Source organism: Actinoplanes sp. CA-030573, from assembly GCF_050951115.1.
Lineage (GTDB): Bacteria > Actinomycetota > Actinomycetes > Mycobacteriales > Micromonosporaceae > Actinoplanes.
In genome coordinates this window covers 2550352-2566672 of sequence record NZ_CP192038.1, presented here as the reverse complement: position 1 = coordinate 2566672, position 16321 = coordinate 2550352, and the positions used below count along the sequence as shown (strand labels likewise).

14 protein-coding genes are annotated in these 16321 nt (G+C 72.4%); 10 read left to right on the top strand and 4 right to left on the bottom strand.

Features of this window, described 5'->3' with window-relative positions; translation table 11 throughout:
* The first annotated feature begins 104 nt into the window (after positions 1-104).
* From ACQP2F_RS11960 to ACQP2F_RS11945, 4 genes are read left to right on the top strand one after another with little or no spacing between them, the layout of a single operon-like run.
* Entirely contained in the window at positions 105-299 is a 195-nt protein-coding gene (locus ACQP2F_RS11960) for a hypothetical protein (RefSeq protein ID WP_433303422.1), read from the top strand.
* Positions 266-3001 (top strand): AAA family ATPase, encoded by a 2736-nt coding sequence (locus ACQP2F_RS11955; protein ID WP_433303420.1) that lies wholly within the window; start codon positions 266-268, stop codon positions 2999-3001. Before ACQP2F_RS11960 ends, ACQP2F_RS11955 begins: the two co-directional genes overlap by 34 nt.
* Before the next feature lie 55 nt (positions 3002-3056).
* On the top strand, positions 3057-5285 hold the full coding sequence (locus tag ACQP2F_RS11950) for a hypothetical protein (protein WP_433303418.1): 2229 nt from the start codon (positions 3057-3059) through the stop codon (positions 5283-5285).
* 17 nt (positions 5286-5302) lie between these two features.
* Positions 5303-6070: an SDR family oxidoreductase gene (locus ACQP2F_RS11945; RefSeq protein WP_433303416.1), complete on the top strand. Its 768-nt coding sequence runs from the start codon at positions 5303-5305 to the stop codon at positions 6068-6070.
* Here the strand turns inward: ACQP2F_RS11945 and ACQP2F_RS11940 are convergent, their stop codons facing one another.
* Positions 6071-7123 (bottom strand): zinc-dependent alcohol dehydrogenase, encoded by a 1053-nt coding sequence (locus tag ACQP2F_RS11940; protein WP_433303415.1) that lies wholly within the window; start codon positions 7121-7123, stop codon positions 6071-6073.
* 74 nt (positions 7124-7197) lie between these two features.
* Here ACQP2F_RS11940 and ACQP2F_RS11935 point away from each other — a divergent pair, with 74 nt between their 5' ends.
* The 3 genes from ACQP2F_RS11935 (at position 7198) to ACQP2F_RS11925 (ending at position 8792) form a co-directional block, all read left to right on the top strand.
* Positions 7198-7554: a VOC family protein gene (locus ACQP2F_RS11935; RefSeq protein WP_433303413.1), complete on the top strand. Its 357-nt coding sequence runs from the start codon at positions 7198-7200 to the stop codon at positions 7552-7554.
* Between the two features lie 146 nt (positions 7555-7700).
* Positions 7701-8003, top strand: a complete 303-nt coding sequence (locus ACQP2F_RS11930) for a putative quinol monooxygenase (protein WP_433303411.1) — start codon at positions 7701-7703, stop codon at positions 8001-8003.
* A 36-nt stretch (positions 8004-8039) separates the two neighbouring features.
* Entirely contained in the window at positions 8040-8792 is a 753-nt protein-coding gene (locus ACQP2F_RS11925) for a helix-turn-helix domain-containing protein (RefSeq protein ID WP_433303409.1), read from the top strand.
* Here the strand turns inward: ACQP2F_RS11925 and ACQP2F_RS11920 are convergent.
* Together ACQP2F_RS11920 and ACQP2F_RS11915 are read right to left on the bottom strand one after the other, a co-directional pair.
* The gene (locus tag ACQP2F_RS11920; protein ID WP_433303407.1) at positions 8776-9219 is read right to left on the bottom strand and encodes a DUF6069 family protein; all 444 of its coding nucleotides are present in this window, start codon (positions 9217-9219) and stop codon (positions 8776-8778) included. The two genes, ACQP2F_RS11925 and ACQP2F_RS11920, sit on opposite strands and share 17 nt — an antisense overlap.
* Positions 9216-10205 (bottom strand): RNA polymerase subunit sigma-70, encoded by a 990-nt coding sequence (locus ACQP2F_RS11915; protein WP_433303405.1) that lies wholly within the window; start codon positions 10203-10205, stop codon positions 9216-9218. Before ACQP2F_RS11915 ends, ACQP2F_RS11920 begins: the two co-directional genes overlap by 4 nt.
* Positions 10206-10556: 351 nt before the next feature.
* Here ACQP2F_RS11915 and ACQP2F_RS11910 point away from each other — a divergent pair, with 351 nt between their 5' ends.
* Together ACQP2F_RS11910 and ACQP2F_RS11905 are read left to right on the top strand one after the other, a co-directional pair.
* Entirely contained in the window at positions 10557-11789 is a 1233-nt protein-coding gene (locus ACQP2F_RS11910) for a carbohydrate-binding protein (RefSeq protein WP_433303403.1), read from the top strand.
* 85 nt (positions 11790-11874) lie between these two features.
* Entirely contained in the window at positions 11875-13941 is a 2067-nt protein-coding gene (locus tag ACQP2F_RS11905) for a transglycosylase domain-containing protein (protein ID WP_433307457.1), read from the top strand.
* Here the strand turns inward: ACQP2F_RS11905 and ACQP2F_RS11900 are convergent.
* Positions 13928-15175 (bottom strand): endo-1,4-beta-xylanase, encoded by a 1248-nt coding sequence (locus ACQP2F_RS11900; RefSeq protein ID WP_433303401.1) that lies wholly within the window; start codon positions 15173-15175, stop codon positions 13928-13930. The genes ACQP2F_RS11905 and ACQP2F_RS11900 overlap by 14 nt on opposite strands.
* Before the next feature lie 114 nt (positions 15176-15289).
* On the opposite strand from ACQP2F_RS11900, the gene ACQP2F_RS11895 reads away from it, so the two are divergent.
* Positions 15290-16318 (top strand): LacI family DNA-binding transcriptional regulator, encoded by a 1029-nt coding sequence (locus ACQP2F_RS11895; RefSeq protein ID WP_433303399.1) that lies wholly within the window; start codon positions 15290-15292, stop codon positions 16316-16318.
* Positions 16319-16321 lie beyond the last annotated feature (3 nt).

The following is a 16321-nucleotide window of genomic DNA, read 5'->3' as shown; positions in this document are numbered from 1 at the left end:
GCGACCCGCCTCCGCCGCCGCTCAAGATAGGTAAGCGCTCCCGATGTGGCGGCCCCGGCACCGGCCGAAGATTGACTCATCACCGGCCGACAAGGAGAAACGCCATGTTGATGCACCCCGACCTGATGCTCACCCTCGTCAACGAGCGGCACCGCGAGCTGGTCGCCGAGTCCGAGCGGGCGCACGTGCTGCGAAGCGCCCGCTGGGCCCGCCGGGCCCGCCGCTCGCCGGCCGTCCGCGGACGTCCCACCGGTACCCTGGCGTCGTGCGAACCCTCCGCGGCGGTGCCAGCCCGGTGATGATCGGGCGAGAGAGCGAGCTGCGCCGGCTGGCGCGGCTCGCTTCGTCGCGTGAGCCGGCCGTCGCGATCATCGCGGGCGAGCCCGGCATCGGCAAGACCCGGCTCGTGCGCGAGCTGCTGAGCACCCTGCCGGCCGAGACCGTCGTGCTGGTCGGCCAGGCCGAGCCGGGTTCGCTGGCCCGGCCGTACGAGGTGCTCCTGGACGCCATCGACGGCCGTCCCGAGGTCGACGAGGAGCAGCTGGCCGCCCTGGCCGATCCCCGGCGCAGCCCGGTCGAGCGGCTGCACACCGGCCTGGCCATCCTGACCGACCTGATCGGCGACGCCCCGGCCGTCATCGCCTTCGAGGACCTGCACTGGGCCGACTCGGAGAGCGCGGCGCTGTTCGAGCGGATCGCCGACCAGCGCGGGCCGCGGCTGCTCATCGGGACCTACCGGCCGGACGAGGTGACCCGCCGCCAGCCGGTGGCCGGCCTGCTGGCGCGGCTGGAACGCCGGCACGCCGTCACCCACGTACGGCTGGATCGCCTCACCCCCGCGCAGACCGCCGCCATGCTCGCCGCCGCCACCGGCGCGCCGGCCCCGCTGCGGGCCGTCACCGCCCTGCACCAGCGCACCGGCGGCAACCCGTTCTTCCTCGAGGAGCTGCTGCGCGAGCTGCCCGGCAACGACGTCGAGGCGCTGGTCGAGCGGCCGCTGCCGTGGAGCCTGGCCGACGTGCTGCGCCGCCAGGTGGAAGACCTCGACCCGGTCAGCCATCGGGTCGTCGAGGCGGCCGCCGTGCTCGGCCAGCGCATCCCGTTCGACCTGCTCGCCGACGTGACCGGGGCGACCGAGGACGGGCTGATCGCCGTGCTGCGCGACCTGGTCGCCCGGGGCGTGCTGGTCGAGACCGGCGAGGACGAGTTCGCGTTCCGGCACGCGCTGGTCCGCGAGGCGATCGCCGACCAGATGCTGGCCCGGCAGCGCCGCCGGCTGCACGAGGCCGCGCTCGAGGCCCTGCTGTCGAAGGAGGCCGACCCGGCCATGGTGGCGCACCACGCCCGGGGCGCCGGCCGGTACGACGACATGATCGCCGCGGCCCGGCGCGGCGCGGCGCTCTACCTCTCGATCGGCTCCGCCTACCAGGCCCTTCAGCTGGCCGAGATGGGCCTCGACGAGGTGCCCGACGACCCCGATCTGCTCGCCGCCGCGGCCCGCTCGGCGTGGCTGGCCGGCCTGCTCGACGACGCCCTGCGCTACGGCCGCGACTGGCGCGACCGGGCCGCCTCCACCACCGACCGGGCCGAGTCGCTCTACCTGCTGGTGCGGATCGCGTGGGAGTCCCGGGTCACCGACGAGATGCGGGCGCTGACCCAGGAGATCGAGACGCTGATCGCGGAGCTGCCGCCGGGCGCGGACCAGGCCCGGGCGATGACCGCGATCGCGCAGTCGGCGTACCTGCGCGACGACGTCGACGCCGCGCTGCTCTGGTCGGAGCGGGCGCTCGCGCTCGCCGAGGAGCTCGACCTGCCGGCCGTACGGCTGGCCGCGTTGCTGGAGAAGGGCTCGGCGCTCACCGACCGCGCGCAGACGGCGGAGGAGGGGCGGGTGCTGCTCTCCGCGCTGGTCGACGAGGCCGAGAAGGCGGGCGAGTGGGTGCTGGCCGCCCGCGCGCTCAACCACCTGGTGAACGGCGAGCCGCCGGCCTCGCCGATCGAGCACGCCGAGATCCTCGAGCGGATGCGGGTCGACGCCGAGCGCGCCGGGTTCGAGTCGCTCGCCGTGGCCACCTACTTCCAGGGCCGGGCCCGGCTGGCGCTGCGGGCCGGCGACCTCACGGGCGCGATCGCCGACCTCGAGGAGGGTCGCGCCCAGGACCGGGGCTACCAGCGCCGGGGCCGGTGGGCCGACTACCACGGCATCTTCCTGGCCGGGCTGTACCTGGAGGCCGGCGAGCTGGAGCGGGTCGAGCGGCTGATCGCCGACCTGTCGGCGCTGCCCAACAATCCGCCCAACACCGTCTCCGGCCTCGAGTTCCACCTCGCCTGCCGGCGGCACGACCTCCCGCGGGCCGAGGCGGCGCTGGAGCGGCTGATGACCGAGCTGGCCGGGCTGGCCTGGCGCAGCGGCGAGCAGGCGCACGATCTGATCTCGGCGGCGCTCGAGCTCGGCCTGCCCGCGCCGCGGCTGCACCGGATGGCGGCCACGCTGCTCGACGCCGACGTCTGGGACGCGTTCCGCACGCTGGTGGACGCGCAGGTGGCGGAGGCGCACGGCCGGCACGCCGAGGCGCTGACCGGCTATCTGTCCATCGTGGAGGCCCACATCCTGGGGCCGGCGATCCGCGGCACCGTACGCGTCGGAGCCGCCCGCTGCCTGCTGTCGGCCGACCGCCGCGCGGAAGCCGCCACCCAGGTCGAGGCCGCCGCCCGCCTGCTCGCCCGCTGGCGGGGCTGGCGCGTCGCCCAGCTCGACCAGGTGCGCGCCCAGCTGGGCCTGGCCCCGGCCGGCACGGAGGACGCGGTCACCGGCCCGGCCGCGCTCACGCCGCGCGAGCGGGAGGTGGCGGTGCTGATCAGTGACGGTCTCACCAACGCCGAGCTGGCCCGCCGGCTCTACATCTCGCCGAAGACGGCCGCCATCCATGTCTCCAACATTCTGCGGAAATTGGGCGTCAGCTCCCGTACCGAGGTGGGCCAGGCGATCAGCCCGCGCTGATCCCTATCGGTCATCTGAGGGGTTTGGTCGGCGCGGCAAGGGGTAGCCGCCACGCATGTGGTTCCAGGAGCTGATCGCCGAGGCGTCCTCGCCGTGGATGTTCCCGACGGCTGGCGACGACGCCGGGACGCCGGACGCCCGCTGGACGGCCTCGTCCCACGATGTCCGGTTCTCGCTGGTGACCAGCCACGAGTCGGTCTGGGTCATCGCCTGCCTGCCGAACGGCGCGGGGGTGGCGCTGCGGGCCGCCTACTGCCCGGTCGGCGAGCTGAGCGTCGAGGAGGTGGAACCGGCCGACACCGGCGCGCGCCTGCGGATCGACTCGGCGATCGGCGTCTTCCGTACCGAGATCGATCTTCCCGATCCGGACGCCCCCCTGCTGCACGTCACCACGGCGCTGACCCCGCGCGAGCCGCTCACCATGCCGTACTGGCCGCGAGATCTCATCCCCCTCGGCGACGGCCCCACCGGGCGGCTCTACGCCCAGCAGGAGGGGCTGCGCACCGGATGCGTCCACTTCAGCGTCACCAGGCCCTTCACCGGCACGGTGTTCTACTTCCAGAACCTCACCGCCCTCAACGACTACGCGGAGCAGACCCACACATCGCTGGCCGACGTCGTGGGTGGCTCCTGGCCGGAGATGGGCTTCGCGCTGCCCGGATCGGCCGACCGGTACATCGCGCCCGGTCGCGAGACCGTGCTCTCCGACGCGTACCTGGCCCTCTTCCCGGACGTGCCCGAGGACGACACGGCGATGGCGGAGCAGTTCCTCGAGTCGATGGCGCGGATCCTGGTGGTCCTGCCGCGCCGGCCGCACGCCTACGTGCACTGGCCGGACATCGCCGAGAAGGCGCTGCGGGACCTGGCCGAGTCGCCGAAGTGCAGCGAGGTGGTCGAGGGGAGCCGGTTCCTCAACGCGTACGTGGAGGACCGCGAGACCCCGCCGGAGAGCATGGTGCAGCTCGCCGTTCTCCTGCCACTGCTGGAGTACGCCGCATGGCGTGGCGACGACATCCCGCTGGCTCGCGAGCTGCGGGACGGCCTGCCCGGGTTCTTCGACCGGAAGGCCGGCGTCTTCGGCCGCTGGCTGATCAGCGAGAAGGACCGGCTGGACGGCTCGGAGCCGCACAAGAAGCCGGGCACGATGGATTCCTGGTACCTCTACCACGCGATGCTGAACCTGGCCCGCCTGGCCCGGCACGGCGACGAGTCGGCGCGCGCCCTGTTCGTGGACTCGCTCGACTACGCGATCGCGGTGGCGCATCGTTTCGACTACCGCTGGCCGGTGCTCTACAACCTCTACACGCTCGACGTCGAGGTGTCGCGGTCGGGCGACGGCGAGCCGGGCGAGAGCGACGTCGCCGCCCTGTTCGCGCACGTCATGCTGGAGGCGCACGAGCTCACCGGCGAGGACCGCTTCGTCGCCGAGGCCAGGGCCGCCGCCGAGAGGCTGACGGGCCTCGGCATGAAGATGTTCTACCAGGCCAACGTCACGCTGTTCGGCGCCGCCGCGCTGCTGCGGCTGGCCGAGCTCACCGGCGAGGACCGGTTCCGCCGCATGACGTACGTGGCGATGGCCAGCGCCTTCAACAACACCTGGCTGTGGGAGTGCGACTACGGGTACGCGTCGAGCTACCCCACCTTCCTGGCCATGTTCCCGCTGCGGGGCGCGCCCTACATCGCCGTTCTCGAGGCGATCGAGGCGTTCAGCGCGGTCGAGTACTACCTGCGGCTGGCCGGCGGCGAGCTGCCGACGTGGCTGACCGTCCTGCTGCCCGAGTTCCGCCGCGGGCTGATCGAGCGGGCCGCCTTCTACTACCCGCAGAACCTGCCGCCCGAGGCCGTCAGCGACAAGCCGAGGACCGGATCCATCGACCGTGAGCTGTGGATCCCGCTCGAGGACCTGTACGAGGGCTGGGAGCAGGCCGGGCAGGTCGGCCAGGAGGTCTACGGCGCCGGCGCGGCCTTCGCGTTCCTCCCCCGGCAGTACCGCCGGATCGAGGGCGCGGGCTTCATCGTCTTCGTCGACTATCCCATCGGCGATCTGACGGTGACCGGGGAGCGCGAGGCCACCCTCCGGGTCGTCGGCGACCCGCGCTTCGCCTGCCGGCTGCGGATCATGCCGGACGGGCCGGATCCGTTGCCGGACGTCACCGTCACCGTCACCCCCGCGGTGGAGCTGCCCGGGCATCCGACGCCGGAGGGCCATTGCGAGTACGAGCTGCGCGGCGATCAGACCGCGACCATCCACTGGGAACCGAGCGGAACCGGGGCAAGCCGATGACCATCAGCGGTCGGACCATGGAACAGGAAGCCGGCGCGGCGATCGTGCCGGAGCCGGAGCCGGTGGCGGGCAAGACCGTCCTCGTCACCGGGGGCAGCACCGGCATCGGCCGGGCGACCGCCCGCGCGCTGGCCTCGGCCGGCGCCCGGGTGGCGATCGTCGGACGGCACGAGCGGGAGCTGGACGACGCCGCCGAGGACATCCGGCGCGAGGGCGGGCAGGTGCTCGCGCTGCGCGGCGACCTGGCCCGGCCGGAGGACGTCCGCCGGATCTTCGCCGAGACCGACGCGCGGCTCGGCCGCCTCGACATCGTCGTCAGCAACGCGGCCCTCGGCGCCGGGTCCATCGTGGACACGCCGTACGAGGAGTGGGAGTACGTGGTGCGGACCAACCTGCTCGCCTACCTGGCCGTCAGCCACGAGGCGATCGAGCGGATGAAGAGCCGCGGCGGCGGGCACCTGGTCTTCGTCGGTTCGATGAGCGCCGACGTACGGGAGAAGGGCAGCTCGATCTACGTCGCGACCAAGGGCGGCATCCAGGGCTTCGCCGAGGCCCTGCGCAAGGAGGTCAACGAGCTCGGCATCAAGGTCAGCCTGATCGAGCCCGGCGCCGTCGGCACCGACATGCAGGCCCAGTTCCCGCCCGAGGAGCAGCGCGAGCAGATCGACCGGATGGCCATGTTGCGGGCCGAGGACATCGCCGCCTGCGTGCTCTACGTCGTCACCCAGCCCCAGCGCTGCGACGTCATCGACGTCAAGATCCGCCCGCACCGGCAGGAGATCTGATCAGACGGTTATCGCCACGAAGACGGCTCCGGTGCTCTCCTTGTCGGCGGCGGTCTCGAACGCCTCGTTGATCCGCTCCAGCGGGAAGCGGTGGGTCACCAGGCGCCCGGCGTCGAGCCGGCCGCGGGCCAGCAGGTCGACCACCCGGCCCTCCTCGGGGTCGAGGTCCCAGACCGCGAAGCTGGCGCTGGGCAGGATGCGGATCTCGGACTTCTGGATCCGCTCCCACTCCAGCCCGATCGCCGTCTCGCCGGGGTCGAACCCGCCGACCACGACGACCGCGCCGCCGCGCCGGACCACCTTCGTCGCCTGCGGCAGCGTCACCGGCATCGAGGGGCCGCCCGCGCACTCGAAGGCGACGTCGGCGCCGCGGCCGCCGGTGAACGCCATGACCCGGGCCGTCACGTCCTCGGCGGCGCCGTCGACGACCTCGTCCGCACCCAGCTCGCGAGCCATCCGCCGGGACGACTCCACCACGTCACTGACGATCACCTCGGCGCCGGCGGCCTTGGCCAGCATGAGCTGACCGAGCCCGATCGGACCGGCGCCGATCACGGCGACCCGGTCGCCGATCGACAGCGGGCTCAGGTGCTGCGCGTGCAGGCACACCGAGAGCGTGTCGACCAGCGCCGCCTCCTCGAAGCTGACGTGGCCGGGCAGCCGGTAGAGCTTCGACCGGGGAGCGACCAGGAACTCGGCGTAGGCCCGGGAGACGCTGCCGGTCCGGACGTCGTACAGATGCGGGCAGAGGTTGTACCGGCGGACCCGGCACCAGGGGCAGGCGCCGTCGCCCATCACGGTCTCCACGACGACCCGGTCGCCCGGCGCCAGGTCGGTCACCGCCGGACCGGCCTCGGCCACCTCGCCCGCGACCTCGTGGCCCACGACGTGCCCCTCGACCTCGGGGTCGGCGACCTTCCAGTGGCGCAGATCCGTCCCGCAGACCCCCGCCGCCCGGACCCGGACGCGCACCCAGTCCGGCCCCGGCAGGTCCGGCGTGCCGAGCTCCTCGAGGGCGAACGTCCCGTCCGCCGTCTTGACCGCTGCCCGCATCGCGTATGCCCCTTATCCCCCGATAACGGGCGGCGCGTACCCCGCCGCGCGGCGGGCTAACCTACCCTTGAGGCGTGATCAACGGTGGCCACGTGATCCTCTACAGCCGCGACGCCGAGGCGGACCGGGCCTTCTTCCGCGAGGTGCTGGGGTACCCGCACGTCGACGCCGGCGGCGGCTGGCTGATCTTCAAGACGCCGCCCGGGGAACTGGCCGTGCATCCGGCCGACGGGCCGCCGGCGCAGGAGTTCTACCTGATGTGCGACGACCTGGCCGCGACCATGGCCGAGCTCGGCGAGCGCGGGGTCGAGTTCACCCGACCGCCCAGCGACCGCGGCTGGGGCGTGCTGACCGGCATCCGGCTTCCCGGCGGTGGCGAGCTCGGCCTGTACGAGCCCCGCCATCCGATCGCACACTCCCTGCCCGGCTGATACCCGGCGGTGCGCCGGCCGCCCCGAAATTCTTGTCCGCTGGCAGCGCGAAGCTGTCCGGCCGGCGGCGGCACGCCCGCCCACCGCCGCGTGAGGATCGACCGGTGACCACGCGGCCGTTGCCGCCCGATCCGAGGAGAACCCCCATGTTCATCGCCATCCTGGACTTCAGCACCTCCGCCGCCGACCGCCCGGCTGCGCTCGCCCAGCTCGACCGCGAACGCGAGCAGGTGCGGGACATGCCCGGCAACATCGCCTTCCGGGTCTACGCCGACCGGGAGGACGACACCCGGGTCACCCTGGTGCACGAATGGCAGGACGAGGAGTCGTTCGCCGGATACCTCGGCTCGCCCTCGTTCGCCCGCTCCGGGGAGGTGCTCCGCCCGCTCATGGTGGATGCGCCGGTGAGCCGGCGGTTCCGGGCCGAGCCGGCGGAGACCGTGCGCTGACACCGGCGCCTACGATCGGCAGGTGCGAGAGCGTCGATGACCCGCCCGGCGTACAGCTTCGTGCGTACGTTCCCCGCCGAGCCCGAGCGTGAGCTCTGCGTCGACCGCCACTACCTGCTCTGCGCCTCGGCCGGTGTGCTGCGGCTCGAGGCGCAAGGGCAGACCTGGCTGCTGCCGCCGGCCCGGGCGGCCCTCATCGAGGCCGGTCGGCCGATCCGGGTGAGCATCCCGCAGCCGGTCACCACCGCGTCGGTTCTGTTCGGCACCGGCTTCGTACCGGCACCGCCGGCGCCGCTGACGGTCTTCGACCTCAACCGGCTGGCCGGCGCCCTGCTCACCGAGTGCGGCGGCTGGGGTCCGAGCGAGGAACCCCTTTCCCCGTACGCCGAGACGCTGTTCGCCGCGCTCGCGGCGGTCTGCTGGCGGCTGGCCGAACAGCCGAGCCCGGTCGTGGTGCCGGCCGGCCGCTCGCCGGAGCTGCGCAAGGCGCTGCGGCTGACCGAGCAGCGGCTCGGCGGCCAGGCCCGGTTCTCCGACATCGCCGGCGAGGTGGGCCTGGCGCCGCGCTCGCTGGCCCGGCGGTTCGCCGACGAGACCGGCATGACCTGGCGGGCGGTGCTGCGCCGGATGCGGATCCTCGCGGCGGTCGAGAAGCTGGCCGACGAGGACCTGCCGATCACCGCGATCGCGTTCAGCGTCGGCTACGGCTCCCTGTCGGCGTTCAACGCGGCGTTTCTCGAGCTGACCGGCCGCACACCCACCGAGTACCGCCTCAGTTTCCGGCCCTGACCGTCGCGGCGCGCAGGCTCCGCGCCAGCGCCGGGATCATCACCGCCGCGGCGACCAGGTGCAGCCCGAGCAGCGCGGCGACGGTCGCCGCGTTCCCGCCGCTGAGGAAGGGCGCGACGAGCGAGACCGCGGTGAGCGGCACCGCCGTCTGCACGAACCGCCGGGCGGGCCGCGCGCTCCAGCGGAGAAGAGCCGCGGCGATGACGACGCCGACGATCGCGAAGACGCCGGTCATCGCGGCGAAACCGGGCAACGGGATCGTCTCGCCGCCGTCCGGAAGCTCGAAGTCGGCCCCAGCGGCCCGGGCCAGCGCGGCGGCGAGGGTGGTGGCCGCAATCGCCGCGAGCGTGGCGGCGAGGCCGGCGCCGGCGAGCCGGCGGAATCGACGAGCACGGCCGGCCGGGGCGAGGGTCACGGTGTCGTTCATGCCGGCAGCTCTTCCGGGAGCCCGAGCCGCGCGAACCGGTCGGCGTGGAAGGTGAAGACCTCGGTGATCGCACCCCCGCTGATCCGCAGGACGTCGAGGGTCAGCGGCCGGTATGTCGTCGTTCCGTCCTGCCGCTGATAGAAGGCGACGGCGGGCTGCCGGTTGACCGAGGTGGGCAGGGCGCGCAGGCCCGTCATGCCCGCGAAGCCGTCGTCGACCCAGTTGTGCACCACCGCGTCCCGGCCGACGTGCAGGCCGGGCGTGGGCGGCATCGAGAAGCGGACGTCGTCCCGCAGCATCGCCGCCAGCGCGTCGACGTCGGCGGCCACGCTCGCCTCGGTGAACCGGCGCACGAGCTCGCGCGTACCGGCGTCCTCCTCGCCGCCGGTCCAGTCCTGCCGCTCGGCCGGCAGATGCTCCCGCATGCCGGCGCGCGCCCGCTGCAGCGCGCTGTTCACCGAGTTGACCGAGTCACCGAGCAGCTCGGCGACGTCCTTGGCCGGCCAGCCGAGCACGTCCCGCAGGATCAGCACGGCCCGCGGGCGCGGCGCCAGGTGCTGGACCGCGACCAGGTACGCCAGCTCGACCGTCTCCCGCGCGACGGCCACCGTCTCCGGCTCGTCCGCCTCGCCCGCGGGCAGCTCGTCGAGCAGCCGGTCCGGGTAGGGCTGCAGCCAGCGCACCTCCCCGCCGGTCGCCGGCTCCGGACGGCACCGGGCGAGCAGGTCGAGGCAGGCGTTGGTGGCGATCCGGTACAGCCAGGCCCGGAACGTCGACCGCCCCTCGAAGGTCTCCCGCCGCCGCCAGGCCCGCAGGAACGTCTCCTGCACGGTGTCCTCGGCGTCCTCGAACGACCCGAGCATCCGGTAGCAGTGCACGTGCAGCTCCCGCCGGTGCCGCTCGGCCAGCCCCGAGAACGCCGGCTCGTCGACCTCACCCAGACCGCCCACGCCCCGCCCTTCCAGCCGCGTGTCCACACTCATCACGTCAATCCTTCCGTCTCATCGTGTCCCGATGCAGATATGACGGCCGGGGACGCGAGAACTCATCACCGGGCGGGAGCAAACGCGCCGGTCCGCACATCCCCATCTCCTCCGGCGAGGTCGCGGCCTGGCTGCGGGTGGTGAACGGAAGGGCCACGATCGCGCAGGTGGGCGCGTGATCGTCGGGAACGCCGCCGGCCGGGTGTCTCGTCGCATCCCTTGCCCGCGTTGTACGGGCCGGACGGGCAGCCCGACGGACAGGACGCTGCGCCTGCGGCAAAAATAACTAACAGTCTTGAAAGTTTTTCGTGACATCCATCAGGCTCGATGCAATCCCCTGGTGAAGGAGTTGCGATGAGGCATTTGCACCGCTGGGTGGCGCTCGCCGCGGGCGTGGTCACCGTCGCGGCCGGAGTCATGACATCCCCCGCCGTCTTCGCCGCGCCCGCCGCCGGCGCGACGGTCATGGTCGCCTGCTCGGCGCCGGCCTGGGCCGAGGGCACCAGCTACGCCGCCGGCGCGCTGGTGACCTACAACGGGCGCCTCTACCGGGCCCGCGTGGCGCACACCCCGCCGGTCGGCGCCGGCTGGAACCCGGTCGCCGCCGCCTCGCTCTGGGAGGACCTCGGCGCCTGCGACGGCGGCGCCACCCCGCCCACGACGCCGCCGACCACTCCCCCGACGACCCCGCCCACCCCACCGCCGCCGACCGGCGGGCTGCCGCATGCCCCGTACGTCGACATGGGCGCCTGGCCGACGCCCAGCCTGCCCACCATGGTCAGCAGCGGGAACCTGCGGAACGTCACGCTCGCCTTCATCACCGCCTCCGCCTGCAAGGCCATGTGGTTCAACGCCTACGACCCGCGCCAGGCCTGGGCCAAGGACCAGATCGACGCCGTGCGCGCCCGCGGCGGCGACGTGAAGATCTCGTTCGGCGGCGCCACCGGCATCGAGCTCGCGCAGGCCTGCTCCAGCGTGGCCGCGCTGCAGGCCGAGTACCAGGCCGTGGTCAGCGCCTACAACCTGCGCTACATCGACCTCGACATCGAGGGCAGCGCGACCGCCGACCCGGCCTCGGTGGCGCGCCGCTCGCAGGCGCTGGCCGGGCTCCAGCGGGCCAATCCCGGCCTGCGGGTGTCGTTCACGCTGCCGGTGCTGCCCGAGGGCCTGACCGCCGACGGGCTGAACGTGGTCCGCTCGGCCCGGGACGCCGGCGTCACCGTCGACCTGGTCAACGTGATGGCGATGGACTACTACCGCAGCGGCGACTACGGCACCTTCGCCGTCGACGCGGCGAACGCCACCTTCGGCCAGCTGAAATCGCTCTACCCGGGCTTCTCCGACGCGCAGGTCTGGAAGATGGTCGGCGTGACGCCGATGCTCGGGCAGAATGACGATGGTCACATCTACGACCAAACGGACGCCCGTCAACTGGTGTCGTTCGCTCAGGGCAAGCACCTGGGCATGCTCAGCTTCTGGGAGCTGGGACGCGACAAGAACGCCTGCACAGGGGCCCTTTACATGTGCACGAACATCGCGCAGCAGCCGTACGAGTTCAGCAAGATCTTCGCGGCCTACACCGGTTGATCTTTGCCGCTACCGTTGCCGAGTGCCCTTCCTCAACCGCCTCCGCCGTGACCACCATCCGCTGACCAACGTGAGCTCGCTGCTGATGTGCGGGCTGCTCGCCGGGGTGGTGGTCGCGGCGGCGTCGTTCCCGGCCGCCGCGCTTTCCGGGCTGGCGGCCAAGGCGAGCTCCGAGGGCTTCGCGTCGCTGCCGAGCGAGCTCAAGGAGCAGACCTCGCCCCAGCTGACCCGGATCTACGCCTCCGACGGCAAGACCCAGATCGCCGTCATGTACGACGAGTACCGCAGCGACGTACCGCTGAAGGAGATCTCGGTCAACATGCAGAACGCGATCGTGGCGGCCGAGGACCACAAGTTCTACAAGCACAACGGCGTCGACTTCAAGGGCCTGGCCCGCGCGTTCGTGAACAACCGTAACGGCGGCGACCAGCAGGGCGCGTCGACGCTGACCATGCAGGTCGTGCGGATGTCGATGACCTACTCGGCGAGCAGCCCGGCCGAGGTCGTGGCGGCGACCGCGAAGACGACCGAGCGGAAGCTGGCCGAGATCAAGTACGCGATGGAGCTCGAGAAGCAGCTGACCAAGCAGCAGATCCTCGAGCGCTACCTGAACATCGCGCCCTTCGGCAACGGCGCGTACGGCATCTACGCGGCCAGCCAGATCTACTTCGGCAAGAAGCCCAAGGACCTCGACGTCGCCCAGTCGGCCTTGCTGGCCGGCATGGTCAAGGGCACCTCGCTGTTCGACCCGACCACCGCCGACGGCAACCCGCGGGCCAAGGAGCGCCGCGACTACGTCATCAACGACATGCTGTCGCTCGGCTACGTCACGGCCGACCAGGCGAAGAAGGCCAAGGCGGTGAAGGTCGCGCGCACCACGCGGCCGATCGGCAACGGCTGCACCAGCGTCTCGCACAACGACTGGGGCTTCTTCTGCGACTACTTCCAGCGCTGGTGGATGAGCCAGACGGAGTTCGGCGACAACACGTACGAGCGGGAGCGGCGGCTCAAGAGCGGCGGCTACAAGATCGTCACCACGCTCGACATCGACGCCCAGAAGTCGGCCCGCAAGCGCATCGTCCAGCAGCGCGGCGACAACTCGGTGAACGCGCTGCTGCTGGCGGCGGTGCAGCCGGGTACCGGCAAGGTGATGGCGCTGGCCGCCAACCGCAAGTTCAAGCTGCCCACCGACGCGAACCCGAACCCGCTCTCGTCCGACCCGAAGAAGCGGGCGGCCGGGGCGCGCGCCACCTACCCGAACACCACCAACCCGATCATCACCGGCGGCGGGGACATCCACGGCTACCAGGCCGGCTCGGTGTTCAAGATGTTCACCATGGTGGCGGCGCTGGAGCAGGGCGTCGGGCTCGACTTCACGATCAACACCACGCCGCGGTACGTCTCACCGCTGTACCTGGACTCGGGGGCGCCGGCGGCCTGCGGCGGCCACTACTGCCCCGGCAACTCCAGCGACAAGGAGAAGGGCCCGTACAGCATGTGGACCGGCTTCGGCGCCTCGGTCAACACGTACTTCGTGCCGCTGCAGGAGAAGATCGGCGCCGAGCACGTGGTCGACGTGGCCAAGCGGTTCGGCGTGCAGTTCCGCGAGCCGCGCGACAACGACCTGGCCACCAACGCCGCCCACGACTGGGGCGCGTTCACGCTCGGCGTCTCGGCCTCGACCCCGCTCGACATCGCCAACGCGTACGCGACGCTGGCCGCCGACGGCATGTACTGCACGCCGACGCCGATCCAGCAGATCACCACGCACGACGGCGAGAAGCTCAAGACCGGCAAGCCGAGCTGCACCCGGGCGACCACCCCGGAGGTCGCCCGCAGGGCGCTCGACGCGGCCCGCTGCCCGGTCGGCGACCAGGCCCAGCTCGGCAGCTGCGCCGGCACCGGCACGGCCAAGGCCGCCCGCGGCGTGGTCGGGCACCCGGTCTTCGGCAAGACCGGCACCACCGACGCCGAGAAGACCGCGTCGCTGGTGGTCGGCACGACCTCGATCGTCGTGGCCGGCTACCTGGTCAACCCGGACTGGCAGGCGCACACCGACCACATGAAGCACGACGTGGTCAACCCGGCGGTGTGGAACACGGTGGCCGACTACATGGACGGCAAGCCGTCGGAGCAGTTCAAGACGCCGTGACGGTGACCGCGGAGACGCCGGGGTGGATCGCGAACGCCGTCCCGGCCGCGGTGTAGTCGCCGAGGAAGCCGCGCACGGTGAGCGTGCCGTCGGGGCCGGTGCGCATCGGCGTCGGCGGCAGCCACCACTCGCCCTTGATCAGTCCGGCCAGCGCGTCGTACGAGGGCTTGCGGCTGCCGTCGGAGCGCAGCAGCCCGACCGGCGCGCCCAGCCAGGCGCCGTCGTCGGTGATGCCCCAGTAGTTGATCGACTGGACGGCCGGGTGCCCGACCAGTGAGCGGTAGTGCCGGACGATCTCCTCGGCCTGCCGCTCCTCCCCCTCCGGCGTCGACGGCCAGGACGAGATCTGGTAGTCGTTGAGGTCCTCGATCTCGGGCGGCATCAGGTGGCCGGAGAGCAGGGTCGTCTCGGTCATGTGCAGCGGCAGGCCGTAACGCGCGAACCGGTCGAGCATGGCGGCCATGTACTCCTCGCCCCGGTAGCCCTGGTGCATGTGGGTCTGCAGGCCGATCGCGTCGATCTCGATGCCCGCCTCGAGGACTCCTTCGATCAGGATCTCGTACGCCGAGGAGAGGTCGAAGTCGTTGAGGACCAGCGTCGCCTTGGGGTTGCCGGCCCGCGCCTCCTCGAACGCCAGGCGCACCATCGCGATCCGTCCGCGGGCGCGGGCCAGCGGCGTGATCGCGTTGTCCCCGTTGGCGAAGACCGGCATGATCACCACCTCGTTGATCGCGTCCCACAGGTCGATCAGGCCGGCGAACCCGCTGGTCAGCTCCCGCACCCGGGCCCGGGTCAGCTTCTCGACCTCGTCCAGGCCCAGCCCGAGCAGCCAGTCCGGCTGCACCGTGTGCCAGACCAGCGGATGCCCCTTGACCGTCACCCCGCGATCGGCCAGCCACCGGGCGGTGGCCTCGAGCCGCCGCGCGTCGGTCCGGCCGCGCACCGGCTCGTAGCCGCCCCAGTAGAACGGCAGCGTCGCGGTGTTGAACAGACCCAGGAACGCGTCGGCCAGCGCGTCCAGCGTCAGCCGCCCGGCCCCGCCGAAGACGTCGCCGCCCGCCGGGCCGCCGCCGCCCGCCGGGCCGCCCACCAGGCGTACGAAATCGAACCCGATGTTGCCGAAGGCGAAGTCGTGCCGCCGCTGCTCGACCGTGATCACCTGATCGGCCAGCGGCCGCCCGTCCGCGGTCAGCACGGTGAGCGCGACCTCGCCGATCCGATGATCCATGTCCATGCTCGACGCCTCCCGCGCAGAAACTTTTCGCAGCAGATTGCGAAACTGTCGTAACGAACGGCAGCATAGGTCTGCCCCGGCACGGGGGTCAACAGCACAGATAGGGTGATGCGCATGCCCGCCGAGGACCGCTCCCGCGCGACCCTGCAGGAGGTCGCCACCAAGGCCGACGTGTCGGTGTCGACCGTCTCCAAGGTGCTCAACGGCCGGTCGGGCGTCTCCGACGAGACCCGGGCGCGCATCGAGGCCCTCCTCCAGGACCACCGCTACCAGCAGCGCGGCGGCAAGCGCCCGGTCGCGCCCCTGCTCGACGTGCTCTGCTACGAGGTGGACAGCCCGTTCGGCAGCGAGGTGCTGGCCAGCATCGAGCAGTCGGCCCGGCAGCGGCGCATCGGCATGGTGCTGTCCGGCGCCACCGAGCAGAGCACCCCGCACCCGAACTGGGTCGACGACGTGCTCGGCCGGCAGCCGGTCGGCGTGGTGCTGATCGCCTGCAAGCTCTCGGCCGACGACCGGCAGCGGCTGCGCTCGCGCAACATCCCGCTGGTCATGGTCGACCCGGCGGGCACGCCGGCGCCGGACGTGCCGTCCATCGGCTCGGCCGACTGGAACGGCGGCTACCAGGCCACCCGGCACCTGCTCGACCTCGGGCACACCCGGATCGGCATCATCACCGGCCCGGCCGACATGCTGGCCTCGACCGCCCGCCTCTCCGGCTACCGGGCCGCCCTCGACGCGGCCGGCCTGACCGGCGAGCCCGAGCTGGTCCGGCCCGGCCGGTTCCACCACGCCGACGGCCTCGAGCAGGGCCGGGCCCTGCTCACGCTGCCCGAGCGGCCGACCGCGATCTTCGCTTCCTCCGACCTGTACGCGCTGGGTGTCTACGAGGCGGCCCGCTCGCTCGGCCTGTCGATCCCCGGCGACCTCTCCGTGGTCGGCTACGACGACCTGCGGATCGCCCAGTGGGCCGGCCCACCGCTGACCACCGTGCACGTGCCGCTGGTGGCGATGGCCGAGCAGGCGGTGCACATGGTGATGCGCCTGAACGACGAGCCCGAGCTGGCGTTCAGCCGGATCGACATCGACACCACGCTGGTGGTCCGGGCGAGCACGGCCCCGCCGCGAAACATTTCTCGTGGATAAGGA

Coding starts and splice junctions, on each gene's coding strand:
- ACQP2F_RS11960 (WP_433303422.1), top strand. CDS start 105: ATGTTGATGCACCCCGACCTGATGCTCACCCTCGTCAACGAGCGGCAC.
- ACQP2F_RS11950 (WP_433303418.1), top strand. CDS start 3,057: ATGTGGTTCCAGGAGCTGATCGCCGAGGCGTCCTCGCCGTGGATGTTC.
- ACQP2F_RS11945 (WP_433303416.1), top strand. CDS start 5,303: ATGGAACAGGAAGCCGGCGCGGCGATCGTGCCGGAGCCGGAGCCGGTG.
- ACQP2F_RS11940 (WP_433303415.1), bottom strand. CDS start 7,123: ATGCGGGCAGCGGTCAAGACGGCGGACGGGACGTTCGCCCTCGAGGAG.
- ACQP2F_RS11930 (WP_433303411.1), top strand. CDS start 7,701: ATGTTCATCGCCATCCTGGACTTCAGCACCTCCGCCGCCGACCGCCCG.
- ACQP2F_RS11925 (WP_433303409.1), top strand. CDS start 8,040: ATGACCCGCCCGGCGTACAGCTTCGTGCGTACGTTCCCCGCCGAGCCC.
- ACQP2F_RS11920 (WP_433303407.1), bottom strand. CDS start 9,219: ATGAACGACACCGTGACCCTCGCCCCGGCCGGCCGTGCTCGTCGATTC.
- ACQP2F_RS11910 (WP_433303403.1), top strand. CDS start 10,557: ATGAGGCATTTGCACCGCTGGGTGGCGCTCGCCGCGGGCGTGGTCACC.
- ACQP2F_RS11905 (WP_433307457.1), top strand. CDS start 11,875: ATGTGCGGGCTGCTCGCCGGGGTGGTGGTCGCGGCGGCGTCGTTCCCG.
- ACQP2F_RS11900 (WP_433303401.1), bottom strand. CDS start 15,175: ATGGACATGGATCATCGGATCGGCGAGGTCGCGCTCACCGTGCTGACC.
- ACQP2F_RS11895 (WP_433303399.1), top strand. CDS start 15,290: ATGCCCGCCGAGGACCGCTCCCGCGCGACCCTGCAGGAGGTCGCCACC.